The organism is Chryseobacterium sp. PCH239, assembly GCF_018924625.1.
GTDB lineage: Bacteria > Bacteroidota > Bacteroidia > Flavobacteriales > Weeksellaceae > Chryseobacterium > Chryseobacterium cucumeris.
Window position 1 is genome coordinate 1947796 of record NZ_CP073027.1, and the last position, 24805, is coordinate 1972600.

Here is a 24805-nt window from a genome sequence, read left to right on the forward strand (position 1 = left end):
TGATTCCCAATCTGCCACTGCAAATTCCTTTATCATCTAATATCCGTCTATTATCCCTACTGAAAGTATAAAACCTAAATAGATTTTGTACATTTGAATTGTGGTATGAATTTCCAATTCTAAATTTCGGGATTGAATAGCCTACCCAAATCTGACTTAGCAACAACACTAAAAACACCTCACATAATATGTCTGCAAGCATTTCTTCTAAAACATTTGATTTTTTAAACAAATTAAATAAAAACAATAACCGCGAATGGTTTACTGAAAATAAAAACCTGTACACAGAATCTCAGCAAAATGTTGTGTCATTTCTTGATGAACTGATTAAGGAGATGTCTGGTTTTGATGAAGAACTTGCTAAAATAGACAGTAAAAAGGCCTTATTCAGAATTTACAGAGATACCCGCTTTTCAAAGGACAAATCGCCTTATAAAACCAATTTCGGAGCTTCTCTGGGAATGGGAAAAGGAAATCAGAAAGGAGGTTATTATCTTCACATGGAACCTGGAAAGTCCTTCTTAGCAGGAGGAATCTATATGCCGGAATCTTCTGTCCTGAAAGAAGTCCGCAAAGAGATTTCTTTGTATGGAGACGATTTTCTAAAAATTCTCAATAATAAAGATTTCAAAAAACATTTTCCGGAGCTTGACCAGGACGATAAACTAAAGAAAATACCTCAGGGTTTTGAAAAAGAAGATCCTATGGGAGAATATCTCAAACTTAAAAATTTTATTGTAGTATATTCTCTGAAAGATGAGGAAGTGCTGGACAAAAATGCTGTAAAAAACATGACCAAAGTTTTCAAACTGATGAAACCTTTCAATGATTTTCTGAATACACCTTTTCTCTAGATAGTTTTACTTTTTCAACTACCGATCACTCGTTTTTCATAGATCATTGGGTGCATTCTGGTTGAAGTTCTATTTCTACAGAATGTCATAATCAGATGTTAAGGGGATACAGGTGTCTCTGTGACAAATCAAAATTATAGTAAAACTCCCCAGGTTACAAAAACAAATTTCAGAAATCCATCCTGAAAATCAAGCCATTATAATTAACATTTTTTAAGAAAAGTTTTACATTTTTACGTATCTTTGCTGTTCGCCAAAAAGCCAAAGATGTCTTTATACCAAAAAATTGCAGAGAAACTACAATACATAAGCCCGAATTTCTACAAAAAAAGATATTTTAAAGCTCTAAATAATCTTAATAAAAATAACTTTTCGGAACGTAATGTAGAACCGGAATTGGTATGGATCAAAGAATACCTTCCTAAAAATGCTGTGATACTGGATATTGGTGCCAATGTGGGAACTTTCCTTTATCAGCTGGAAAATACATTGAAGCATGAGCATATTTATGGTTTTGAACCTAATAAAAAGCTTTACAGAAGACTGAAAAGACTGTTTTCTGACATGCATATTCTCCCTCTTGCTCTTTCGGATGAAAACAGGATTGCAGAATTCAAAGTACCCATCATTAATGGGAAAACTATTGCTTCCCGTGGTACTTTAAACACTTCTTACAAAGAAAAAGGAGAAGAGAAAAGCTATACGGAACAAGTAAAAGTTATTAAACTTGACGAATGGGCAGCACTGGAACATTTCAACAGACTTGATTTTATCAAAATAGATGTTGAAGGAAACGAAATAAAAACTCTTTCCGGAGCGAGAGAAACTATTAGGCAATTTAAGCCGACCTTAATGGTTGAAATGGAGCAAAGACACCATGAAACTCCTATATGGAATGAAATATCCGAAGTGATGAGCTGGGGATATGATGCCAGATATCTAAACAGAAACAGCTTTACGCTGGAAAATCTTACAGAAGATATTATAACACAAAATACAAACGACGAAAAAATAAAACTCAGTACATCAACAATATTATTTTTATACCTAAAAACATTTAAAACAACTTATGAGTGTAGTAGCGAGACAAGGCTTCAAATATTCCATTATCGGTTATATTGGTTTTTTGCTGGGCACCGTTTCCGCAATATTTATATTTCCGAATGATTTTGAATTTTACGGAAAGCTACGCTACATTCTTCCCACAGCTGAAATGCTGGTTCCTTTTGTTGTTTTGGGTATTTCTTATTCGAATGTGAAATTTTTTCACAAAGTAGAAAAAGATGGTAAAAAACAGAATATGCTGTCACTGTCACTACTGACGGTTTTTATCAACTTTATTATTTTCACGGCTGTATTTTTTATACTTCCCTATTTTTATCCGAAATTCAGACATTCAGAAGCATGGAAGATCAAGGAAATGATTCTGCCATTGATTTTAATCCTTTCATTCTGTGCTATTTTCAATAAATACACATCCAATTACAAAAGAATTGTAGTTTCCAATATCTTCGACAATCTGTTTCCGAAAATAGCGAACCTGGGAGCATTCTGTCTTTTTTTCTTTGCTTTATCACAGAATGTTACAGCTTCTACGTCACAGATCATTGCATATGCTTTCTTTTTTGGAATTTTCTTTTTAATGCTTTTGGGATATATTTATTACACCAACAAACTGGAAAAAATCCAGCTGGATTTTAATACCGATTATTTCAAAAAGAATAATTTCTGGAAAGAGTTTTTCAATTACAGTTTCTTTGGATTCCTGGGAACTTTTGGAAATTATCTGGCGATCAACAGCTTTATGATCGGAGAATTTATGGGAATGGAAGAGGTTGGAATTTATTCTGTTCTGTATGCTCTGATCTCGTTAATTTCTATTCCCCAGCTTGGATTATTTAATATTTCAGCACCTATCATCAACAAAACTCTGGCAGACGGAGATATGGTGGAACTGGACAGGTTCCATAAGAAGACATCCTTAACCTTATATTTCCTTGGAGCCGTTTTATTCTCCTGTATTATGGTAGGATTTCCTTATCTGACGCAATTTATGCCAAAAAACGGAACCATGCTCAGAGAATATGAACCCGTAGTCTGGATCTGGGGTTCTGCAGTATTAATAGATCTTGCTACCGGATTCAACGGGAATATTATTTCACTCTCAAAATATTACAGATTCAATATTCTGGTGATGCTTTTGCTGGCCGGACTGACTATCGGACTGAATTATTATTTCATTAAAAACACGGATCTGAAGCTGATCGGAATTGCTTTATCTACGGCTATTTCACTTACTATTTACAATGTTGTGAAAATTGTTTTCAATTATATTGTATTTAAGGTTTCGCCGTTGAGTATTGAAATGATTTTCGTCTCTATTATCTGTACTTTAGCTATTACAGTAGCCATTGTTCTTCCCAACTTCAACAGCAATCTGCTTAATCTGATATACAAACCTGCAGTGGTCTTGATACTGATCTATGTCGGAAATTACTTCACCAGGATTTTCCCTGTTGAGGATTACCTGAATATGAGATTTATTAAGAGTGTATTTAAGATAAAATAATTGCTTTTAAGACAGAAAATAGAATAATCTAAAGCTTTTTATAGCAAGCCTTTGAGAAATTGCTCCAGTTTTTTCTGAACTTTTTTCCTGCTGTATGTTGTATAAAAATCAAATGGATTTTCAGAAACGGTTTTTAACTGTTCGAGAATATTTTCTTTTTCAGGAATAATAAAATTCAGTTTTGAAGGATACTTTCCCGGAAAAACAGCCAGTTTTCCATAAGCTATGGCATCGCCAAGGTTTCCTGTCATTTTAGTAAGTCCATACGTTTCTTTCATACCAAAAAATTCTGTATCCTGTTGAATCGGACACCATAGAACATCTGCTTTTTGCATCCATTGTTCAAATTCTTCTGAAGAAACTCTTTCAGAAAAATAGGTGATTTTAATATTTTCAGGTAATTTTCCAGACAGATTTTCAAGTTGTTTTAACTCGTGTCCGGTTGATTTTCCAAGGAAAACAAATTGGCAAGATTTATCCGGATTAAGTTTCCGAATGGTTTCGAAAATAGAATGATAATCTCTTCTTTTCTGCGAAACACCACCGGGAATCACCACCATAAGGTCTTCATTTTTTGCTTTATCAAAATCTCTTGTGTAAAATAGTGGCAAATAATGATATCTCCCTGATATCAGAGCTTCATCCAGCACGAAAAGAGTTCTTGAAGTATTATAAACTTTGGTTTTGTAGAACAAACCTTCTTTCAACCACAATTTTAGTCTGAAGATAACGTCTCCCTTGAAAACACTTTTCATCAGATCCAGCTTGGATGCTTTTATGAAATTAAGATTATGGGAAATAACTGCCGTATTGTACCTTTTTGTGACTGCTAAAAATGTATTAAAATAACGGTGTACAGTACCTATGATCACAAGATCATATCCTTTTCCCTTTAACTGATCCAGAATCATAGAACTATCTGATAAAAACACAGCTTCATGGCGGTGGCTTACCTGATCTTTGATTCTTTTTGAAAAATAATAGTCTACCGTAAAATCCTGAGAACCTTCCATAATATCCATGAAAGCCTGGGAGATTTCTGCGTGGGTATCTATTTCTATGTAAGCTATTTTTTTCACAGTTTAACGGGAGTTATATCTTAAATTTTGGCTAAAGCCAATGGAATCTTTACTTTTTTGATTAAACGGTTAAAACCCATTTCTATTGATGGGCATTTACAACGTATAAAAAATCACCTTCTACATTTTCAGCCATTTCTTTTTCAACATTCTCCAACGTTGATCATTAACGGCCTTCTGTTCTTCTTTGGTAATTTTCAGTTCTAATTTCTTTGATCTGCAGTTTTCATAAGATGTAATAATATCAAAGAAAAATGAAACAGATTTACTTTTCATAGCTTCTTTTGAAGAGGCAATATAAGCCAGAAACCTGTTCAGTCCCAAGAAATAAAAATATCTTCCGTAATAATCAGCAGGACGTATGGTGTAATCGGCTCCTTTTACTTTAATCAGCTTTACATGGAGCTCCGGAAGTACAACTTCTTTCCATCCATGATTTTCCAACAGTATGGAATCAATATTATCCCAGCCCAATGTTTCCCTTAAACCACCAATCTCTACAAAGCATTCTTTACGATAAGCCTTCATAGGCCCCCTCACGTGATGTTTATTGGAATTTCCTTCGTACACCCAGTTCCCATCCTTTTCGATATACAAAAGTCCTCCCACAAGCCCATATTCAGGATGATTGATAAAAGCTGTTGCTACTTCCGCCAGATAATTTTCCGGAAGAATGATATCGGCATCAAATTTACAGATGATATCAAATTCATCCATAGCTTGAGTCTGAAGTCCGTTTTTAAAAGCGTGAACGACTTTAGATCCTGGCTGATGTTCAGATTTCTGTAGGTTGGTTATTTCAAAACGGGAATCAGTTTCTGTATAGTTTCTGATGACCTCAGCTGTTCTGTCTGTAGAACCGTCATTCACTACCACTACTTTAAAATCTTTGCTGCTTTGCTGTTGCAGAGAGTTAAGAGTAAATGGGAGGTTGTCTTCTTCGTTATGGGCAGGAATTATGATTAAAAACCTCACAAATTATAGTATAAATGATGATGAATAAATGATCAATGATGAGAAGCTTTTGAGGGCATCAATTATCATTGATCATTTATCGTTGATAATTTTATTTGTTATGCGGTTTCAGCATGTTTTTCGGATCAAGAATTTCATCCAGTTTTTCCTGAGAAAGAATTCCCTTCTCCAAAACAAGGTTGTATACGCTCTTTCCTGTTTCCAATGCTTCTTTTGCAATCTGTGTTGATTGTTTGTATCCGATGTAAGGGTTCAATGCTGTAACAATACCGATGCTGTGTTTCACCATATTCAGACAAACTTCTTTATTGGCAGTAATTCCAACCACACATTTGTCACGAAGCGTATCCAAAGCATTGCAAAGGAAGTTGATGTTTTCCATGATGGCATGTGAAAGTACCGGTTCCATTACATTCAGCTGTAATTGTCCTGCTTCTGCGGCAAAAGTTACGGTAAGATCATTTCCAAATACTTTGAAACAAACCTGGTTAACTACTTCCGGAATTACAGGATTTACTTTCCCTGGCATTATAGAAGATCCTGGCTGCATTGGCGGAAGATTGATTTCAAAAAGACCAGCTCTTGGACCTGATGAAAGTAATCTTAAGTCGTTACAGATTTTGGATAACTTCACCGCAAGACGCTTTGTAGCTGAAGAATAAATTACATACGATCCCGTGTCAGGAGTAGCTTCTACTAAATCCGGTGCTGAAACAATAGGGAATCCTGTAATCTGAGCTAAGTTTTTAGCACAAAGCGTGGCATATCCTACCGGAGCATTCAAGCCTGTTCCGATAGCTGTAGCTCCCATATTTACTTCTACAAATAGGTTGGCGTTGTTATTCAGTTTGGAAATATCCTCTTCTAAAGTGGCAGCATATGCTTCAAATTCCTGTCCTAAAGTCATTGGAACAGCATCCTGAAGTTGTGTACGTCCCATTTTAATAACATCATGGAACTCCTGTCCTTTTGCACGGAAAGCCGTGATAATTCTTTCCAGTTTTTCTACCAGCCCAATGTTCATCTGAAGCAATCCCATTTTGATTGCTGTAGGATAAGCATCGTTAGTAGACTGAGAAAGGTTGATATGGTCATTGGGTGAACAGAATTCGTATTCTCCTTTATTTTTTCCTAATTTTTCCAACACGATATTGGCGATCACCTCATTCGCATTCATGTTGATGGAAGTTCCTGCACCTCCCTGAATCATATCTACCGGAAACTGCTCATGATATTTCCCTTCTACAATTTCATCACATGCTTCTGCTATTTTAAAATACAGGTTTTCGTCTAGAAGTCCAAGTTCATAATTGGTTTTAGCTGCTGCTTTTTTTACAAAAGCCAATCCTTTTATGAAATCCGGATATGAAGACAAAAGCTGCCCTGAAATTTTGAAATTGTTAATAGCTCTTTGTGTCTGAACCCCATAATAAGCATCTAAAGGCACATTCAGTTCGCCTAATAAATCACTTTCTTTTCTGAAATTTTCCATTACAGATATTTTACTGTTTTTGATCGTTTAAAGATAGCAAAAACGCATCTAACCGATGCGTTTTAATTTGAATTATTTTACTGGATATTTTTGATTTAAAGCCTGGAGTATTGCCCATGTTTCTCCATCCATAATTCCGTCATAATTCTGTGGACGGAAATGATATTGGAATGCTTCAATTGTTTTCTTCGTAGCATCATCCCATTTTCCGCTAAGATCAAGTGCATATCCGAATTTCTGCAATGACGTCTGAATAAGGAAAATAAAGCTGGAATCATTATATCTTGCTGTAATATCAGCCTGTGCTGCCTCAAGATAAGTCTGTTTAGCCGCTTCATCATACCACATTCCAATCTGGTACTCATCATAAAGCTTTTTCCATGGAAACATTGGTCCCGGATCCTGTTTTCTTGTAGGTGCAATATCGGCATGTGCCAATACATTCGTAGGCTGGATCTGATATCTCGTCACAATATCTTTAACCAAAGCCGCTACTTTTTTCACCTGGTCATCGCTAAAAGGAGCAAAGGTTCTTTTCCCGGTAGCATCCGTGGTATACCCTGTATTTACAATTTCAATACCGATAGAATTATCGTTGAGATTTTTGTCATTTCTCCACGCGCTTACTCCTGCATGATAGGCTCGCTTATTTTCATCCACCAATTGATAGATCTCGTTATCTCCTGTATTATTTACCAGATAATGGGCACTCACCGCCTGTTGGGTAAGGACGGTAAGAGATTTATCGTCCGGAAGGGCTGTATAATGTAATATAAGATAACGTTGTCTGAAATTCTGGGCTACCGCAGGAAAATAAGTTTTCACCACTTTATATCCGGCTGGTTTCGCAGATACAATAGAACCATAACTTGCCGTATTATCATTTTTTGTTGGGTCTGCTATATTAGTAGTAAAAAAGTCTACTCCATGATCAGATACAACTTTTGGTTTTGAAGCCACCGGAGGAGTTGTTTGAACCGTCGGTTTCGCCTGTGTTATTGGGGTTTTCGGTTTGTAAGTATTTTTTTTCACATTTTGTTGGGAAGTACATGAAAAAACAAAAGTGCTTAATCCGATGATATATAATGTTTTACGCATCAGTTTGGTTTTTGAATGATTTATTACCTCAAAAATACACAAAAATTTCTTGAATTTTATTTGGTAAATAAAGAAATCTGTTCTATATTTGCACTCGCAATAACGGAACAACGATCATTAAAAAATAAACAAAAAGGAGGGTTGCCGGAGTGGTTAACGGAGCAGTTTGCTAAACTGTCGACGCGAAAGTGTCGCAAGGGTTCGAATCCCTTACCCTCCGCTCTTCTTATATATTCGGGGCGTAGCGTAGTCCGGTCATCGCGCCTGGTTTGGGACCAGGAGGTCGCAGGTTCGAATCCTGCCGCCCCGACTTTTTAATGTGCTTATTTACTAAGCGAGAATCAACTTCTAAGGGTGCGTAGCTCAGCTGGATAGAGCATCTGCCTTCTAAGCAGACGGTCAAAGGTTCGAATCCTTTCGCGCTCACAAAGACCTCACAATTTTTATTGTGAGGTCTTTTGTTTTTAGAAGGCTACAGATCTTATTTTACAATCAAACAATATCACAGAGAAATCGTACTCTTAATTTAAAACTGAAAAACTTCTATTTAATCCCTGATAAGCTGTTTAATTTCGTCATGATATTTCTTATTCTGCTTTCTGATTTTCATAACAAAATAGAAAAAGATACTCAGTATAAAAAGTCCAAGAATTATCATGCCAGCCATAAAATAATTATATCGGGTGGCTAGCTTTTTACTTTTCTTTTGAGTTTCCATATTGTGGACATCAATAGCGTGATTGATGGAGCTTAGTTCGCTCTGCTCTCTCTTAAATTTTGTTTCAAAGTATTTTCTGCTGTAGACCTGATAAAGATTAGGATTTCCCATCGCCAGATAATTTTCCGCCATTTCTTTATAAATCCCTTCATCGAGGGACAGATCACCTGCTTCCTTACCTAAGTTTTCAGCTTTTATTAACAGTTTCAGAGCTTCCTGATTCTGATGTTTTTGCTTGTTCATCTCTGCAAGGCCTTTTAAAGCAAACGCTTCAAGACTTTTTGCCTTGATCATACCTGCAAGATTCATAGATTTCATAAAAGCCGTTCCGGCATTGTCCGGCTGGTTAAGATTGAGATAACAATGACCAATATTGTAATAAATGATACTCTGGTTGAAATAGGTTTTCTCTTTTTTCTCTTTTATTTTTTCAAAGTTTCTGATCGCGATTAAAAACTCCTGAAGAGCGATTTCCGGATTCGACTGGCTTTTATAGATCATTCCGCGCAGGGCAAAGCTTCTGGCTGTTTCAAAATTTTTCAGATAGGAATCTTCAGGCAGTTTTACCAAATATTCGTCAGCTTCGTCCAATGTTTCAAGGCTTTTGCTGAAAAGTTCCATCTGTTGGTACTGCACAGCTGCTGCAATTAAAAAACTGGTTTGGATCTTAGGATCATTGGTTTTCTGAACCAGTTCTCTTGCTTTTAGAATATATTGCAGAGATTCGTCAAAGTTTCTCTTGGCAATTCCTGCAGTAGATAGAATCAGATAGATTTTAATGGATTTATTGAGGTCTCTTTCTTTTCGGAGCAGTTTCTTTCCAATGTTTATAGCATTGTCCGGATTATTATAAATTTCCAGATTGGCAATCTTCATCAGGGAATCATCAGAAATTTTCTGTCCGGCAAGAGTTGTCTGAAAAAGCAGAAGACTCATCAAAACAATATGGATCCAGAATTTCATCAGTTTTTATTTTTTATAATTTCCTGGATGTAGGTATTGGGAGACATTCCTGTAATAGATTTGAATACGTTCGTAAATGCACCATGAGATGAAAATCCTGCGTATTCTGCCAGATAGCTTACTTTATAATTAAGATAAGCAGGATCTGTTTTCAAAAGACGCGCAATATGATCAATTCTCAGCTCATTAATGTAGCCGTTAAAGTTCTTTCCTTTATTGTTATTGATGACTTCAGATAGATATTTAGTATTTATCCCCGTCTGTGCGGAAAGAATAGCCAGTGACATGTTTTTATTCAGGTAGCCGTCAGATTTTTCCCAGTCTTTAAGCTTCTGTAAAATTTCATCTTCTTTTTCTTTTGAGATTTTAGAAGGATCCTTTTCCTGATTTTTATTTTCTTTTACAGGATCTTCTCTCGGCCCGCCAACCTCTACAGCTGAAGGCTCTTCTTTTATTTTCAGTTTTTCAAAGAAATCAAGCTGTTTTTTGAGGTGTCTACTTCTTGATGATTCGCTCAGGAGATAAGCAACCATTCCCGCAATAAGAATCAAGATAGCAATACCGGCAGTTTTAAGCTGCTTTTCTTTCTTCTGTTCCTGGAATTCAAGGTTTTTGTGATGGTAGGTTTCAAGCAATTTCACAACATATTGTATTCCTTCCTTTTTATTGGAATCCAGTTTTGCTTTTAAACCGGTATATAAATTATTGTAATAATAGTATTTCTCATCATTATTGAGGGCCAGATAGCTCCGTGCAAACAATTCATAAAATATGATTTTCAGATCATTATAAGGAAGATTTTCAATTTGAGCAAATCCTTTTTCCAATTGTTTTACAGCTTCGTTGTAATCTCCTTTTAAAAAATAATATCGGGACATACTTTCATAGGCAAATGCAGAGATAAAGGCATTATTTTCATATTTTTCAACGTCCTGAATAACATCATCAAGTAATTTCTTTGATTCTCCCAGCCTGTTCTGCCGCATCAGAAATGTAGACCGGAAAATGATATTTTCCCATTTGATAATCATGTTTTCTGCGTTATGACTGTTCAGGTAGGAGTTACTTTTATCTATATTCTGTAAAGCAGAATTATAGTTCCTCACAATCCCTGCATTTATAGCCTGAAGCTGGAATAGTTTTGCAAGCACCATCCGTTCTTTGGGATTATTGGTTTTTAACAATTCTGAATCCTTTAAAATATCTGCAATGATTTTCTTCGACTGTCCGTACAACCCTAAATTCTGATACTGATCAGCCAGATTATAATCATCAAACAACTGAATAAAATGGGAAAGACTTCCTTTTTTATCATCATCTTCTTTCTGATTGGAAATACTTACAGACTGCACATAGTTTCCCTGAAGGGCATAAGCCTGGGAAATAATGTTCCGCAGAATGACTTTATGCTCCACATTTTTATCACTGATCAGAAGGCTCTGTGAGTAGCTGATACACTCTTCGGGATTCTGATATAATTTCTGAAAAGCTTTGTCGGTTAAAATACTGAAATCCGGAATCGCCTGCCCCTTTATAAAAACCGGGCACCACAGAATGAAAAACAATATTGCTATATTACTTTTCAGTATTTTTTTGAACATAAGGATCATTTCCCCACTGTTTTTATCTGATATTTCTATCATTACTCCTTTTAAAACACTCAAATACAAATTACTGATTTACAGTATTTTATCCTTCAAACTCTTGTAAATTCAACGAATTATGCAAGCGTATTCCTTGACGAAGGGCAAATATAACGCTAATATTGTTCAAACCTTTAAGTTGATTCAAAATATTAGACTTATTCTCAAATTTCAATGAAACCATCACACTTATTAAGCATTATCATTATAAAAAATTAAAGATAATCTTCTAATCATCTAAGATATGATTTTTAAGATATAATTCAATGAATCAATATTTACTGATGTAGAAAAAAGAAGTAAAAAAATACACTGCACAATTAAGTATACCGCCCAAAATCTGATGATAAAGCCGGTACATCTAACCCTTAAAAATAGAAATAAAATGAGAAAACACTACTTATTATGGATGATTTTCCTCTTTTCAGTTCTTCAACTGAATGCACAGACCTACTGTGTTCCTACAGCCGGCACTTCCAGCCAGTCTAACTATTTAAAGAATGCCATATTTTCTGATCAGGGAGCTTTATACTATACAGCATCTTCATATCAGGCTTATGTTGACAATTCTTCCAGCCAAACAGTATCTTCATATCCTGGAGGGACAGTGAACGTTCATCTGGATTTTGCAGGATCGGGAGTAAAGTCTTATGTCTGGATCGACTGGAATAATGATGGAGATTTTGATGATTTTTATGAAAATCCACTAGGACCTTCAAGCTATTCAGTTGTGGATGATCTGTTTTTTATTCCACCTTCTCAGGCCGCTGGAATATATAGAATCAGGGTACAGAGCGGCACTTCATTCCCGAACCCTGTAACCCCATGCGGGTCTAACAATTATGGAAATTTTGTAGATTTCAGTTTGAAGATCGATGCTTCACCAACCTGTTTTGTTCCTTCAACACTTACTTCTTCCAATATAACCAACAATTCTGCAATGATTTCCTGGAGTGCTCCTGCAACAGCACCAGGAAGCTATGAATATTATTATACTTCTTCCACCACTATTCCGGATGCCTCTACGCCAATATCAGGGACCAGTAATACAATCTCAGCACCCATCAGCGGACTTTCACCTTTTACAACTTACTATTATTATGTAAGATCAGTTTGCGGTACATCTAATAAAAGTGCATGGTCTTTAAGGGGGATATTTAAAACCAAGTGCGATGCTAAAACTTCAATGTTTGAAGACTTCGAAAGTGCAGTAAACGGGCCTAATAATGCTGACTGCTGGGATAGAATTATTTTAGGATCAGGATACCAGACAATTGGTTCCGGTAGTGGTGTGAACAGTAGCAAAGCGATGTATCAGAGTGCCAATGGTGCAGCTAACACAGTAATTGCTGTACTTTCGATGTTCAGTAATGTAAATGCGGGAACCCACTGGTTAAGATTTAAAGCAAAAGTAAGCAGTACTGCCGGTGTATTAGATATTGGTTACGTAACCAATGATACGGATGCTTCTTCTTTTGTGAATATCCAATCTGTGAATATCAGTAATACTGTTTTCGATGGATTTGAATATAGTGTTGTAATTCCCAATACCATTCCTGCCAATGCAAGGCTGGCCATAAGACATGGAGGTGTTCCTTCTGTAAATATTTACTGGGATAATGTATATTGGGAGCCTAAACCAACGTGCTTTACTCCAACAAATATCGTTTTATCCAATGTAACCAGCGCAACAGCGAATATAGCATGGACAGCTCCTTCACCAGCACCAGCAATGGGGTACGACATTTATTACAGTACCAACAACACCGCGCCAACCTCATCTACCGTACCTAATATAACAGGGGTAACAGCTAATCCTTATACTATCCAGGGATTAAACTCTGCAACAACCTATTATATATGGATAAGATCAAGATGTAGTGCTTCAGATCAGAGTCTATGGAGCAATATTGCATCGGTACAGACTCTTTGTGCACCAGTTGCAACACTTTTAGAAAATTTTGATTCTTATGCTACGGGATTATTAACCAATGCTCCATGCTGGGGAAGAATTGTGACAGGAATAGCAAGCTTAAATATTAATGGAAATGGTGCTCTATCCGGAACGAAACATATTTTACAACGCAGTATTTCTGCAGGAGATATATCCATTGCTGTATTACCTGAGTTTACCAACATCAATGCAGGAACTCATTCTCTGAAGCTGAATGCTTATTGCAGTGTGAATACAGGAAAATTAGAGGTGGGATATATGACCAATCCTACTGATGCTTCTACTTTTACATTGATCCAGCAATTGAATATTACCAATACCTCGTATACTCCAGCTACAGGAAGTGAGTACACTATTGTCATTCCTAATACCGTTCCGGCAGGGGCAAGACTGGCTATCCGGGATACATATGCAACCTCAGGGAATGCATTGTATTACTGGGATAATGTTTCTTGGGCTCCCACACAAACGATGAATGTACAGGACAACGTAGTGAAATCAAAAGCAAGCATTTCCCCTAATCCTTTCACTGATGTAATTATGATGACTGACCATAAAAACATGCAATCCGTTATGATATATGATGCTTCGGGTAAATCCGTCACTGAGATCAGGAATCCTGACCATACAATTTCATTAAAAGATCTGGCATCAGGAATATATTTAATAAAAATGATCATGAAAGACGGTACTTCTCACACCGTAAAAGCCATAAAGAAATAAATGTTGTCTCTGTCATCAAAAGCGGTGGAAACTTGTTCATCGCTTTTATGACAGTTTTATCCTCCTTAAACTTATTCAATGAAAGATTTTTACTTCGTTTATAAGCCTGCTTCCGAAACAGGAAAGCACTGGCTTTTATTGCTCAGAAAGCTTCTTTTTACAGTGCTCATTTTATCATTTGGAAGCAATATGCTTTTTTCCCAGAGAGATACGGAACATTGGTTTGCCCCGATGATGTCCAGACTTAATGATTCCAATAAACAGGCTTTATTTTTATCGACAGATTCTACAACTCCATTTCCCGTCACGATCTATAACAATAATACAGCCATTGGAAATGTAACAATCAGCAAAGGCAATCCCCAATCTTTTGACATTCCTATGGATAAAATGATTACGGGGTCACAATCAGAAGTTTTTAAAGTAACCGGACGAGGTATTTATGTTAAAGGAGAAAAACCTTTTTTCTGTACTTTCAGATTCTCTACAAAAAATCATGGAGAAATACTTACGTCCAAAGGAAAAGCTGGTATTGGAAACAAATTTTATGTTGCTTATGGGCCTATTGCTACAGCTTCTTCCAATAACAATTTCACCTGTGGAGTACTTGCTACTGAAGATAATACAATGGTAACAGTATCTAATTATGGAGCTTCCGTTCAATTCTCCAATGGGACTACTGGTACCAATACGCCTTCAATGACTTTTACCTTACAAAAAGGGCAGTCGTATATTATAGAAGGTACAGGAAACCAGACAGGAAACCAAAGCGGTTTTATTGGAGCTAAAATTGAGTCTAATAAACCTGTAACTGTTACTAACGGAAATTTCAACGGTCAGATTGTTAACTCCAATAATGGCGGTGATATTTTAATGGACCAGTCGATACCGGTAGAACGTTTAGGGGATGATTTTGTCCTTGTTAAGGGCATGGCTCCGATCGCATCAAATGTAGAGGGTGCTGTAGTAACCGCTACAGAGAATAATACACAGGTATATCTCAATGATGATGTGAACCCGATTGCCACTCTTAATGAAGGGCAGTTCTATCGGATCGGCTCTTCTTCTTATATGAATCAAAATAGTACCGGACATTATAACATGCACATCCGGACTACCAAAAAAGCCTATGTTTATCAATTGATGGCTGGAACAGCAACATCATTTGTTGAAATTACCATCGGGGCTAATTATATTCCTCCTCTCAACTGTTTTCTTCCTAAGAAGATTGATGAAATAGGTATGATCAATGTATTACCTTATTATACTGCTATCACTCCTGCAGTAAAACTCAATATCATCACTGAGACAGGAGCTACAGTAACTGTTAACGGAATACCTTTACCTCCCGCACAAGGACCGTTCCCCGTAACCGGAAATACTAATTGGGTTACTTATTCTGTACCGAATGTTACAGGTAATATTACCGTAGAATCTACTAAAGCTGTGACGGCTGGTATTGCTGCCGGTGAAGGAAATGTAGGCTACGGTGGTTATTTTGCCGGATTTTCTTCTATCCCTGTTATTGCCAAGAAAAACGGAACCTGTATTCCGGGAATGACACTGGAAGTAGATGATAGCTATACAACTTATCAATGGAATTTTAACGGAAATGCTATTCCGGGAGCGAATACCAACACATATACTCCTACTCAACCGGGAAATTACACCGTTACCGTATCTGTGGGTGGAAGCTGTCCCTCTGTCACAACACCGGTTTATAAGGCATTTTCATGTCTAGCTCATACCACAAAAGCATTAACGGTGTGTTCAACAGGAACCCCGGTAAACATAACGCCTTCATTTACGAATTCATCCCAAACTCCGGTTCCGGGAACGGTACAAATCATCAGTCCGCCTGCCAATGGTACACTCACAGTAAACCCTACAACAGGAATACTTACTTATACAGCCAGTACCGGAGCTGCAGATACTTTCACCTACAAATTCTGCGGCAATGTTCCTGAATTTACAGATTGCGAAGAAGTAAAAGTCAATATCACTGTCCAAACAGTCACAGTAACGAATACCTCCATTAAAGCATGCAGCAATAACGGAAGCGGACTTTTTGATCTCACTTCTGCCAATGTGGGAGGACCATCGGGAAGTAGTAAGAAATATTATCCCACCGCCGCAGATCTGGCTGCCGGTACTAATGAAATTATTCCAGCCAATGCTTATGTATCATCTGTTCCTAAAGACATTTATGTAAAAGTAACAACCCTTGAAGGGTGTTCTGCCCAGGCAAAGATCAGTCTCCTGTTTAATCCTTCCCCGCAGGTTCGGAATACATCTTTAACGTCATGTTATATTGCTTCCGCTCCGGATAAAGGAAGCTTTGATCTCACCCAGGCATCTGTTACCAGCGAAACAGGTATTGCAAAAGAATATTATAAAACACTACAGGATGCTGGAGCAGGTATCAATGCTATCCTGAATCCCAGTGTTTACATTTCCTCCGGCGGAACGGTATACATTAAAATCATCAATGCTACAGGATGTTACACTATTGCGACAGTAACTCTTACCGTCACACTGCCTCATCCTTCCCCATTGCTTAAAGATCAATTCATATGTTTTAATGCTACAACAACACTGGATGCAGGATCCGGCTATGAGTCTTATGAATGGAGCACAGGAGATACAACTTCTTCTATTTCTAATGTAAGAGTAGGAAATTACTGGGTGATTTTAGGACATGACAACTGTTTTACAAAGCAGCATGTTTCCGTAAAAAAAGCACCTGACGTTGTTATCAGGCAAATTGATTTCGACAATAATAAAGCAACACTTACTGTAATAGGAGGAAATCCACCCTACTTATATTCCATTGATGGGATTAAATGGCAAAATTCAAATGTGTTTACAGGCCTGCCTAATGGTCAGAATAAGTTTTATGTAAAGGATTCTTACAACTGCGAGCCCATACAGGTAGAACTGACAATGATGAACATCATCAATGCCATTACACCTAATGGAGATAATGTTAATGATAGCATTTCTTACGCAGAATTTGCTTACAAGAAAGAGTTATCCTTTACGGTACATGACAGATATGGAAACAATGTTTTTACAGGTACACGTTTTAACAATTATACTTGGGACGGCATGTTCAATAATAAAAAACTGTTCACCGGAACTTACTGGTATGTAATCACCTGGAAAGAACCCACCCTGAAAGACACCATCATCAAATACACAGGATGGATCTTACTGAAAAATTAAAGATTAATCTAAACACAATCAATCAACTGTAACAAAGCTGGCTTTCATGAAAAGCTGTCTGCCTCATTTAATCTAATCTTCCTTAAAGCTTATGAAAAGGATCTTATTTATCTTTATATTACTATTTGTATCATCATCTGTTTTTGCACAAAGGGATACAGAGCATTGGTTTGCTCCTATGGTGGCGAGTTCTTCGAATGGTTCACCCAAACAGGCATTGTATCTTTCTACAGACAATACAACACCGTTTCCTGTCAGTATTTATAATAATAACACTGTAATAGGAACAGTGACTATCAGCAAAGGAAATCCGCAGACATTTGATGTCCCGATGAATCTGATGATAGGACAAAATACAACCGATGCAATGAGTGTAAAAACAAGAGGGCTTTATCTTCATGGAGACCTTCCTTTTTTTGCCACCTACAGGTTTTCGGAAGTTAATCATGGAGAAATTCTGACGTCCAAGGGAAAAGCCGGTATTGGTAATAAATTCTATGCAGTATATGCTCCATTGATGAATAACCAGTCTTCACAAAATTTTCCTGTGGTATCCTGGCAACTGAAGACAATACCCAGGTCAAAGTTTCAGGATATGGTATGACAACGTGGTTCTACAATAATTTTAACGGACTTACCCATCCCAGTATTACAATCACTCTGAATAAAGGACAGTCTTATATTTTTGCAGGCTACGCCAATAAGCCCGGAAATAAAGATGGTTTTATCGGAGCTAAAATAGAATCTACAAAACCTGTATCTGTTACCAATGGAAATTATCATGGTCAGTTTGGAATGACACCTCCTTATAACGGGGAGGATATTATCATGGATCAGTCTGTTCCGGTTGAACGTTTAGGACAAGAGTTTGTTCTCATTAAAGGAATGGGAAATCTCCTTCCTGAAATTGAAGGAGCCATTATTGTTGCGACAGAGAACAATACAGAAATCAGGCTTAACAACAACCCTGCACCTGTAATAACACTCAATGAAGGGCAATATTACAGAGTAAGTGCAATGAATTATGTACTCAATGGGCCTTCTCATCATAATATGTATATCAAAGCATCAAAGAATGTTTATGTCTATCAATTATTATCAGGTATTGCAGACAATGATGCTACGGAAGGTTTTAATTATATACCGCCTCTTAACTGTTTTCTGCCTACTGTTATTGATGAAATAGGAAAAATAGGAGAACTTCCTTATTATACCACATTCAATCCGCCTCTTTCTGTAAAGCTTAATATTCTTACCCAAACCGGGGCCGGAGTCGCAGTAAACGGCGTAACTCCCACCGCAGCAGAAGGGCCATTTCCTGTCACCGGAACTCCAAACTGGGTTTCATACTCAATTCCCAATATCACTGGAAATATAACAGTAACTTCTACCAAAGCCGTTACAGCCGGTATTATCGGAGGTAGTGGAAATCTTGGCTACGGAGGATATTTTGCAGGTTTCAATTCCATTCCGGTAATCAGCAAATCCGCCGGAGAATGTATTCCGGGAATTGTGTTAGAAGTGGAAAGCGGTTTTGACCATTATCAATGGAATCTTAACGGCACCCCTATTCAGGGTGCGAACAATAATACCTATACTCCTACCCAGGCAGGAAATTATACCGTATCAATTACTAAAAGCACCTGTAATCCTCTCACAACATATCCCTACAAGGTATACACCTGCCTTGTCAATACTGTAAAATCAATGAATGTCTGCAGCGCCGGGACTCCTACCGCCATCACTCCTGCATTCTCCAACTCTACACAGACTCCGGTCCCGGGAACAGTACAGATCATTGCTGCTCCGGTGAACGGGACTTTAACAGTAAATCCTTCAACAGGAATTCTTACTTATACAGCCAATACTGGAACAAGCACCGATACTTTCATTTATAAATTCTGTGGAAACGACCCGGATTTTATAGATTGTGAACAGGTAAAAGTCAATATAACAGTACAGCCTCTGATTTTAACGGATACGACTGTAAAAACCTGCGAGACCAACGGAACAGGTATTTTCAATCTTACTACAGCTGCTGTAGGAGGACCAACCAATGCCATCCGAAAATATTATCCTACCATGGCTGACTTAAATGCAGGAACCAATGAAATTATTCCTGCCAATGCATATCCATCAGTCGCTCCTGCGACAGTATTCGTAAAAGTAACTACAGTGGAAGGCTGTACGGCCAATGCTAAAATTACCCTTCAGTTTTATCCTGCTCCTAATGTGCAGAATGCAACCCTCAACGGATGCTTTGTTCCAGACAATCCTAATACTGGAACTTTCGATTTAACCACAGCCCTTGTTACAAGCACTGCTCCTGTGACAAAAAAGTATTATCCTACTTTAACGGATGCCACAAACGGGACGAATGAAATAACTACTCCTACCGCTTATATTTCTTCAAATACAACAGTATATGTAAAGGTAATTACTGGCAATGGTTGTTTTGATTTTGCCCCAATTACTTTAACTGTGATTCCACCCAAGCCTTCTGCTCTTCTGGTGGATCAGTACATATGTCCGGATGCACGCGTTACATTGGATGCCGGGCCGGGCTATACCTCTTATTTATGGAACACAGGAGCAACTACTCCATCTATCACCGCTTCCATAGGTAATTATTGGGTAATCCTGACTTCCAATGGATGTGAAACGAAACAGTTTGTAAAAGTACTATCTGTTCCTGTTCCAAAAATTAAAAAGATAGAAACTACAGGAAATACAGTTACCCTTACTGTGGAAGGCGGTACACCGCCTTATCAATATTCAAGGGATGGAATGATATGGCAGGATTCTAATATATTTACAGGTCTTCCGAGAGGTAAAAATATTTTCTACGTAAAAGATTCCAATAATTGCCGTCCTGTGGAGACTCAGATTCTGGTTCCAAATCTCATCAATGCAATTACACCAAACAGTGACGGCATCAATGATAGTCTGGATTATTCAGAGCTTGGATTTTTGAAAGATCTGAAGTTTGGTATTTTCAACCGATACGGACAGCTTATTCATTCATCCGATAAAAATAATAACTTAAAATGGGATGGCACCATCGGTGGTACTCCAGTGAGCAGTGGTACTTATTGGTATGAAATAAAATGGACAGATCCGGATACCCAAAAGCTCATTTCCTATACCGGATGGATCATGGTCAAAAATAGGAATTAATTCAAATACAAAGCCTAATCAGGATTGTAATACTTTTTGTTTAAAGAAACTGTCTCATTTTTTTGAGACAGTTTCTGTTTTTCTTCTATCCTTAGGTATATACTGGCGTTTAATTATTAACGCCCTCTCCTATCTTCAAGCTTCCGTCAGAATATTATGCAGCTCCTTTTATTTTTGTACCGTTCTTTGCCGCTTCGATTTTCTTATTATTTCTAAGCTCACGTTTCATTTTACGGTAGTCCCAGGGAGCAAGAGCATTACTATCCTGCCAAAGTCCCATTTTTTTAAGCTTTGCAGTTTCCTGAATTTTGCCCAGAGACGCATCTTTTGAGTAGGAAAAATACCACCATCCTAATCCTGCTTTGATAAGCTCTTTGGAAAGATATTTCCCGTCATCATAATATACTTTCGCAATGGATCTTCCATAACGATCTGTAGTTGTTTCAACAAAGTTTACCGTTTTTCCGAATACCTGAGCAGAAGTAAACTGTTTCGCATTTTTACCAAATGCCTGCCCGCTTTCCGGACAATCAACTTCGGCAAGTCTAATTTTCTTTTGTTGATTTCCTTTTAAGAGTAAAGTAATGGTATCTCCGTCTGAAATTTTGATCACTTTTCCGGTAGTCTGTGAGAATAGAAATAAAGGGAAAAGTACATACAGCAGCATTAGTCGTTTCATGGAGCAAATATAGGGATTAGAAAGACTTGTTTAATTACAAAAACCTCGCGTTTTGCGAGGTTTTTTATATTGAATTAAGTTATTTCATTTTTTTCGCCTCAAAGTCGGGAGACTTTGCGGAGCAAACTATTCAACATCCAATACTTTATGAACATCGTTAAAATTATACCAGCGTTCTTTTTTACCGGGATAATAGTAGTACAATTCATCCAAGTATGTATCTTCTTTAAGAAAGGTAGTCCCTTTATTTAGCGGTAATATATAATTGTCTAAATTGTTAATGAAACTAATGTATTGACTGTAATTATATTTAGTTTGTGAAGAAATGGTTTCGCATAGTATATCTTTATTATCAATTCTATTACCATCATCGCTGATACGTCCACTACTTGAAACATATTCATCAATCAGTTTATTACTAAAAAAAGAGGCTATCTTTTGAGCATCAATTGCTACGAAGAATAAATATCCTCCATTTTTTAAAACTTGAAATAATTCATTTAAGTCTTTAGTAGAATGATTAGTTTTTTTTACAGCCCTACGCTCATTAAGAGTCAAAAAATTCTCTCTGCAAAAACATTTTTTAGCCATTAAAAACTGTTGAAATGCCAAACTATCTTTTTTTAAAAATGTCTTTAACTTTTCATATTTGGTATTTCCGACAGGAGTTTGTCCCCAAATGATCACATTAAATAGCAAAAAAACTATAACAATGAATATTTTTTTCATCACTTACTTTGTTTATTATTTTTATCTGCAACGTACAAGTAAACTGCTTGAGCATACTTTAGATACACATGGTTGTTTCCCTTATTGTTTTTCTCAAAGAGGGAAAACTACTATAATTGAAGCAATTAATCCTGAAAGACTAAATGATCTATGTAAATATTAAGACCTGTTCTTTTTAAGAGCTCCAGAGATGTTGTAAAATAATTAACTCCTAAGGCATCTTCTATGGCTTGTGCAGAATTGATATATAGATGAAAATCTTTCATATTATTATTCTTACTTACGGTATGATCATGAAGTGAATCCAACCCACTTCCCATAAAACCTTTTTTTCCAAAGAACAATTCACCTAGTTGTCTTTAACAAGATCTCCCTCCATTTTCATGATGTTATTCTCTTTACTCATTGTATAAAGACCGTTATTCCAAATAAAACAAGCCTGGAGATAAGAGTTTTTAAGTTCACTGTTCTCAGTCTTCCGCCAGTTAAATTCTGAATGATTGAACCAATCGTAAAAAATTTTCATGAGATATTGATCATATCCACTTCCCGTAATACTCATTTTATTAATCATAGTTCCATAAAGAACAATTCCATCTGGCTCATTATAGTCTTCTTCAGTTAAAACATAGTCTATGATAAATCGGGTTTTATATAATATTCCTTTTTTACCTGCTTTATTGTAAATTTTTACAGTTAGTTTGATTTCAGGCTTTTCTAATTCATCTAAAATAATGGATTTAGCTTCAGGCTTAACTTTCAGTAATAATTTATCATTAACAATTTTCTCATCTCTAGTAATATCTAGATAATCTATTTTAATATTATTTAAGAATATCTCCATTTTTATTAAATTATTCTATTCATAAACAGACTTTACTTCTATGATCTTATCCGGCAAAGTCTGTAAGTTTGTATAAGTTTTTTGATATTAGCTAAAACCAAATATATTAAGTTATTGCCCCTCTAAACCAAATTGATTTTCATAATCCAGTTTTTCAATTTTATCAGAATTTTTTATAATCACTTCTAAAGATCCTTTTGGTTTTATTATCGAGTCTCCAACCACAACTTTATCCCACCAATCTCTGTAAACTACAATACTATCTTGATGGCCATACACCAGAAATGGTATATTGTGATTATCATGATTCATATACTTTTTTCTAACTATTGATTTTATATCCTTTTCTCTAATTTCATCAATAAAACTGCCTTCATTTTTTGAAGAAAATATCAGTTTGTATAGGAATACTATAGCAATAATAACCAACAGGATTACAAAACTCTTATTTCTATTCATTTTTCCTAATTAAAAAAACAATTAAAATTCAAAAAAAACAATCATAAGGTTAAAAGCAATATCAAAAATACCATCATCAGCAGAATTGTAGTTTTACCAATTAAATGGCATCGCCACATAGGTGTTTTCAAAAATAGGTAAGGACAATACTTCCTTTGTTTTTAAGCCGGTTTCTCCCTTCTTCACAATGCAAACTTTAAGTAATTCTCCCCGATGATGGTAACCATTTAAGATGAGCGCCTGAATACCATCAGTATCCAGAATCCTGATCAACGCTCGAAATTTATCTGCTGTATCTGTTACTTCCAGAAAACTTAAATCAATATCAGTAAAGGAGATATTTTCATCGGCTACAATCTGAACAAAACGTTGTCCGATATCATATGCAGTCAGGTCTTTAAATTTTCCATCTGCCGTTACAAGACTGGTTTCCAGGCAATCCAGATATACTTTTCGCTCTTGTGACAAATAGTTTCGGATATGCAACTTAGCTTCTTGCACTATCTCAATAGCATTTCTTCTGAAAGCTCTTTTCCACTCATCAATTTTTATTAAAATATCTGTATCCGCATACTCCCACAAAAAAGAATAAACCTTCTGATCAGGAAAAAAAGTTTCCATTTGGATTCCGTCTTCATAGTTATAAAACAACCATAAGCTATCATAGTTCAATTCACTGTGTTTAAAAAAATTGGAAAGGTAATAATGATGGGTATCTCTATATTTCTTCATAAAACACTAATGCTTTTTTGGAGATATTTCAGTTTTCGCCGGAATAATTATAATTTCCAACAGCCAATATTGACAGGTAGAGAAGAATAATTTTCAATAAAAAATCATGATCAAAACGATAAAAATAAAAATCTTCTATATCAATCTCAATTTTCTGGATCGTAATTTCCAGGTGTAAAAAAAATTCAACAAATTCTTTCACAAAATCATTGATATTAATTATTATATTCTCATCAGTATATAATCCTCCATTGATCTGATTATCAGAACAGCCACCACCCCAATATACTGAACAACCTTCAATAAAAGCAATGAAACGGTCTACCAGATTCTCCGGCATATCTTCATGAATTACAATTTTAAATTCAAATATATCTTTCATTAATTCTTGTTTTAGTCAGTAACTGCCTGCTTTCTACAAATCTCTATCCTGACAAGTATATAGTGTTGAAATATCAACAGGAAGCATAATCGTTCTGATATCTGAATTTCTCACTTTACTAAAAGTAATATCCAAACCCACGGATAATGATAATGTTCTCAATAAAAATACATTATCACTTTTGTTATTCTCTTCAAAAATACGATTTATGGTACTCCAATCCCTTTTAGTAAAAGTCTTTTTCCCTATGATATTCTGCATCTCTTTAGATGATTTTTCATCTGTTTTTACACCATAATATGTTTTCTCTCCATCTGTAAAATCCTTCTGAACACAAGTAAAAATATAGGAATCATTTTCCAGTGAAACCCATGATGTTATAATATCATCATACCAGTCAAGTATATGTAATTGAATAATGGTCACTTCTATTTTATTTATTTTTCGTCAAAATTAATGGTAAACCGGGCTGATCAATTTTCATGATTTTATCAAATCCAACCTTCATGT

21 protein-coding genes and 3 tRNA genes are annotated in these 24805 nt (G+C 36.1%); 10 read left to right on the forward strand and 14 right to left on the reverse strand.

Going from position 1 to position 24805, the window contains the following annotated elements:
- Positions 1 to 188 precede the first annotated feature (188 nt).
- From KBP46_RS08855 to KBP46_RS08865, 3 genes are all read left to right on the forward strand, one after another.
- Positions 189 to 854, forward strand: coding sequence for a DUF2461 domain-containing protein (locus KBP46_RS08855; RefSeq protein WP_062676432.1), 666 nt, complete (start codon positions 189 to 191; stop codon positions 852 to 854).
- Positions 855 to 1121: 267 nt separating this feature from the next.
- Positions 1122 to 2021, forward strand: coding sequence for an FkbM family methyltransferase (locus tag KBP46_RS08860; RefSeq protein ID WP_253297244.1), 900 nt, complete (start codon positions 1122 to 1124; stop codon positions 2019 to 2021).
- Complete coding sequence (locus tag KBP46_RS08865) at positions 1924 to 3423, forward strand: lipopolysaccharide biosynthesis protein (RefSeq protein ID WP_062676434.1); 1500 nt, start codon at positions 1924 to 1926, stop codon at positions 3421 to 3423. The genes KBP46_RS08860 and KBP46_RS08865 overlap by 98 nt, the downstream gene beginning before the upstream one ends.
- Positions 3424 to 3461: 38 nt before the next feature.
- On the opposite strand, the gene KBP46_RS08870 is transcribed toward KBP46_RS08865, so the two are convergent.
- The 4 genes from KBP46_RS08870 to KBP46_RS08885 all read right to left on the reverse strand — a co-directional run bounded on the left by KBP46_RS08870 (position 3462) and on the right by KBP46_RS08885 (position 8067).
- Entirely contained in the window at positions 3462 to 4502 is a 1041-nt protein-coding gene (locus KBP46_RS08870) for a hypothetical protein (protein WP_216445157.1), read from the reverse strand.
- A 120-nt stretch (positions 4503 to 4622) separates the two neighbouring features.
- On the reverse strand, positions 4623 to 5477 hold the full coding sequence (locus KBP46_RS08875; protein ID WP_216445158.1) for a glycosyltransferase family 2 protein: 855 nt from the start codon (positions 5475 to 5477) through the stop codon (positions 4623 to 4625).
- 91 nt (positions 5478 to 5568) lie between these two features.
- On the reverse strand, positions 5569 to 6969 hold the full coding sequence (aspA, locus tag KBP46_RS08880) for an aspartate ammonia-lyase (RefSeq protein WP_062676437.1): 1401 nt from the start codon (positions 6967 to 6969) through the stop codon (positions 5569 to 5571).
- A 72-nt stretch (positions 6970 to 7041) separates the two neighbouring features.
- Positions 7042 to 8067: an N-acetylmuramoyl-L-alanine amidase gene (locus tag KBP46_RS08885; RefSeq protein WP_062676438.1), complete on the reverse strand. Its 1026-nt coding sequence runs from the start codon at positions 8065 to 8067 to the stop codon at positions 7042 to 7044.
- Positions 8068 to 8202: 135 nt separating this feature from the next.
- Between KBP46_RS08885 and KBP46_RS08890 the strand changes: the two genes are divergently transcribed.
- The 3 genes from KBP46_RS08890 to KBP46_RS08900 all read left to right on the forward strand — a co-directional run bounded on the left by KBP46_RS08890 (position 8203) and on the right by KBP46_RS08900 (position 8493).
- Positions 8203 to 8287, forward strand: a tRNA-Ser gene (locus tag KBP46_RS08890).
- A gap of 15 nt (positions 8288 to 8302) precedes the next feature.
- Positions 8303 to 8377 (forward strand) — tRNA-Pro (locus KBP46_RS08895).
- A 42-nt stretch (positions 8378 to 8419) separates the two neighbouring features.
- A tRNA-Arg gene (locus KBP46_RS08900) sits at positions 8420 to 8493 on the forward strand.
- 121 nt (positions 8494 to 8614) lie between these two features.
- Here the strand turns inward: KBP46_RS08900 and KBP46_RS08905 are convergent.
- Entirely contained in the window at positions 8615 to 9748 is a 1134-nt protein-coding gene (locus KBP46_RS08905) for a hypothetical protein (RefSeq protein WP_216445159.1), read from the reverse strand.
- The gene (locus tag KBP46_RS08910; RefSeq protein ID WP_062676440.1) at positions 9748 to 11391 is read right to left on the reverse strand and encodes an AraC family transcriptional regulator; all 1644 of its coding nucleotides are present in this window, start codon (positions 11389 to 11391) and stop codon (positions 9748 to 9750) included. Before KBP46_RS08910 ends, KBP46_RS08905 begins: the two co-directional genes overlap by 1 nt.
- A 385-nt stretch (positions 11392 to 11776) precedes the next feature.
- Here KBP46_RS08910 and KBP46_RS08915 point away from each other — a divergent pair, with 385 nt between their 5' ends.
- From KBP46_RS08915 to KBP46_RS08925, 4 genes are all read left to right on the forward strand, one after another.
- Entirely contained in the window at positions 11777 to 14068 is a 2292-nt protein-coding gene (locus tag KBP46_RS08915) for a fibronectin type III domain-containing protein (protein ID WP_216445160.1), read from the forward strand.
- A gap of 78 nt (positions 14069 to 14146) precedes the next feature.
- A complete protein-coding gene (locus KBP46_RS24035; protein ID WP_301285843.1) occupies positions 14147 to 17293 on the forward strand; it encodes a T9SS type B sorting domain-containing protein in 3147 nt (1048 codons plus the stop codon).
- A 91-nt stretch (positions 17294 to 17384) separates the two neighbouring features.
- Positions 17385 to 17897, forward strand: a complete 513-nt coding sequence (locus KBP46_RS23640) for a hypothetical protein (protein ID WP_253297245.1) — start codon at positions 17385 to 17387, stop codon at positions 17895 to 17897.
- Positions 17894 to 20470 carry a T9SS type B sorting domain-containing protein gene (locus tag KBP46_RS08925; protein ID WP_253297246.1) on the forward strand — a complete coding sequence of 859 codons (2577 nt, stop codon included), beginning with the start codon at positions 17894 to 17896 and terminating at the stop codon, positions 20468 to 20470. Before KBP46_RS23640 ends, KBP46_RS08925 begins: the two co-directional genes overlap by 4 nt.
- Positions 20471 to 20624: 154 nt before the next feature.
- On the opposite strand, the gene KBP46_RS08930 is transcribed toward KBP46_RS08925, so the two are convergent.
- The 8 genes from KBP46_RS08930 to KBP46_RS08965 form a co-directional block, all read right to left on the reverse strand.
- The gene (locus tag KBP46_RS08930; protein ID WP_120232959.1) at positions 20625 to 21149 is read right to left on the reverse strand and encodes a thermonuclease family protein; all 525 of its coding nucleotides are present in this window, start codon (positions 21147 to 21149) and stop codon (positions 20625 to 20627) included.
- Positions 21150 to 21275: 126 nt separating this feature from the next.
- Positions 21276 to 21878 carry a hypothetical protein gene (locus KBP46_RS08935; RefSeq protein WP_216445161.1) on the reverse strand — a complete coding sequence of 201 codons (603 nt, stop codon included), beginning with the start codon at positions 21876 to 21878 and terminating at the stop codon, positions 21276 to 21278.
- 125 nt (positions 21879 to 22003) lie between these two features.
- Positions 22004 to 22198: a hypothetical protein gene (locus KBP46_RS08940; RefSeq protein ID WP_216445162.1), complete on the reverse strand. Its 195-nt coding sequence runs from the start codon at positions 22196 to 22198 to the stop codon at positions 22004 to 22006.
- Positions 22199 to 22227: 29 nt separating this feature from the next.
- Positions 22228 to 22722, reverse strand: a complete 495-nt coding sequence (locus KBP46_RS08945) for a hypothetical protein (protein WP_216445163.1) — start codon at positions 22720 to 22722, stop codon at positions 22228 to 22230.
- Positions 22723 to 22833: 111 nt separating this feature from the next.
- Entirely contained in the window at positions 22834 to 23181 is a 348-nt protein-coding gene (locus tag KBP46_RS08950) for a hypothetical protein (RefSeq protein WP_062676446.1), read from the reverse strand.
- A 93-nt stretch (positions 23182 to 23274) separates the two neighbouring features.
- Positions 23275 to 23913, reverse strand: a complete 639-nt coding sequence (locus KBP46_RS08955) for a hypothetical protein (protein ID WP_062676447.1) — start codon at positions 23911 to 23913, stop codon at positions 23275 to 23277.
- Between the two features lie 28 nt (positions 23914 to 23941).
- Positions 23942 to 24295 (reverse strand): hypothetical protein, encoded by a 354-nt coding sequence (locus KBP46_RS08960; protein ID WP_216445164.1) that lies wholly within the window; start codon positions 24293 to 24295, stop codon positions 23942 to 23944.
- 33 nt (positions 24296 to 24328) lie between these two features.
- Positions 24329 to 24721, reverse strand: a complete 393-nt coding sequence (locus tag KBP46_RS08965; RefSeq protein WP_216445165.1) for a hypothetical protein — start codon at positions 24719 to 24721, stop codon at positions 24329 to 24331.
- Between the last annotated feature and the right edge of the window lie 84 nt (positions 24722 to 24805).

What these genes read in the sequence shown, in the direction of transcription:
- KBP46_RS08855 (WP_062676432.1), top strand. Translation starts at nt 189, where the DNA reads ATGTCTGCAAGCATTTCTTCTAAAACATTTGATTTTTTAAACAAATTA.
- KBP46_RS08860 (WP_253297244.1), top strand. Translation starts at nt 1,122, where the DNA reads ATGTCTTTATACCAAAAAATTGCAGAGAAACTACAATACATAAGCCCG.
- KBP46_RS08865 (WP_062676434.1), top strand. Translation starts at nt 1,924, where the DNA reads ATGAGTGTAGTAGCGAGACAAGGCTTCAAATATTCCATTATCGGTTAT.
- aspA (WP_062676437.1), bottom strand. Translation starts at nt 6,969, where the DNA reads ATGGAAAATTTCAGAAAAGAAAGTGATTTATTAGGCGAACTGAATGTG.
- KBP46_RS08885 (WP_062676438.1), bottom strand. Translation starts at nt 8,067, where the DNA reads ATGCGTAAAACATTATATATCATCGGATTAAGCACTTTTGTTTTTTCA.
- KBP46_RS08905 (WP_216445159.1), bottom strand. Translation starts at nt 9,748, where the DNA reads ATGAAATTCTGGATCCATATTGTTTTGATGAGTCTTCTGCTTTTTCAG.
- KBP46_RS08910 (WP_062676440.1), bottom strand. Translation starts at nt 11,391, where the DNA reads ATGATAGAAATATCAGATAAAAACAGTGGGGAAATGATCCTTATGTTC.
- KBP46_RS08915 (WP_216445160.1), top strand. Translation starts at nt 11,777, where the DNA reads ATGAGAAAACACTACTTATTATGGATGATTTTCCTCTTTTCAGTTCTT.
- KBP46_RS24035 (WP_301285843.1), top strand. Translation starts at nt 14,147, where the DNA reads ATGAAAGATTTTTACTTCGTTTATAAGCCTGCTTCCGAAACAGGAAAG.
- KBP46_RS23640 (WP_253297245.1), top strand. Translation starts at nt 17,385, where the DNA reads ATGAAAAGGATCTTATTTATCTTTATATTACTATTTGTATCATCATCT.
- KBP46_RS08925 (WP_253297246.1), top strand. Translation starts at nt 17,894, where the DNA reads ATGACAACGTGGTTCTACAATAATTTTAACGGACTTACCCATCCCAGT.
- KBP46_RS08930 (WP_120232959.1), bottom strand. Translation starts at nt 21,149, where the DNA reads ATGAAACGACTAATGCTGCTGTATGTACTTTTCCCTTTATTTCTATTC.
- KBP46_RS08935 (WP_216445161.1), bottom strand. Translation starts at nt 21,878, where the DNA reads ATGAAAAAAATATTCATTGTTATAGTTTTTTTGCTATTTAATGTGATC.
- KBP46_RS08940 (WP_216445162.1), bottom strand. Translation starts at nt 22,198, where the DNA reads ATGGGAAGTGGGTTGGATTCACTTCATGATCATACCGTAAGTAAGAAT.
- KBP46_RS08945 (WP_216445163.1), bottom strand. Translation starts at nt 22,722, where the DNA reads ATGGAGATATTCTTAAATAATATTAAAATAGATTATCTAGATATTACT.
- KBP46_RS08950 (WP_062676446.1), bottom strand. Translation starts at nt 23,181, where the DNA reads ATGAATAGAAATAAGAGTTTTGTAATCCTGTTGGTTATTATTGCTATA.
- KBP46_RS08955 (WP_062676447.1), bottom strand. Translation starts at nt 23,913, where the DNA reads ATGAAGAAATATAGAGATACCCATCATTATTACCTTTCCAATTTTTTT.
- KBP46_RS08960 (WP_216445164.1), bottom strand. Translation starts at nt 24,295, where the DNA reads ATGAAAGATATATTTGAATTTAAAATTGTAATTCATGAAGATATGCCG.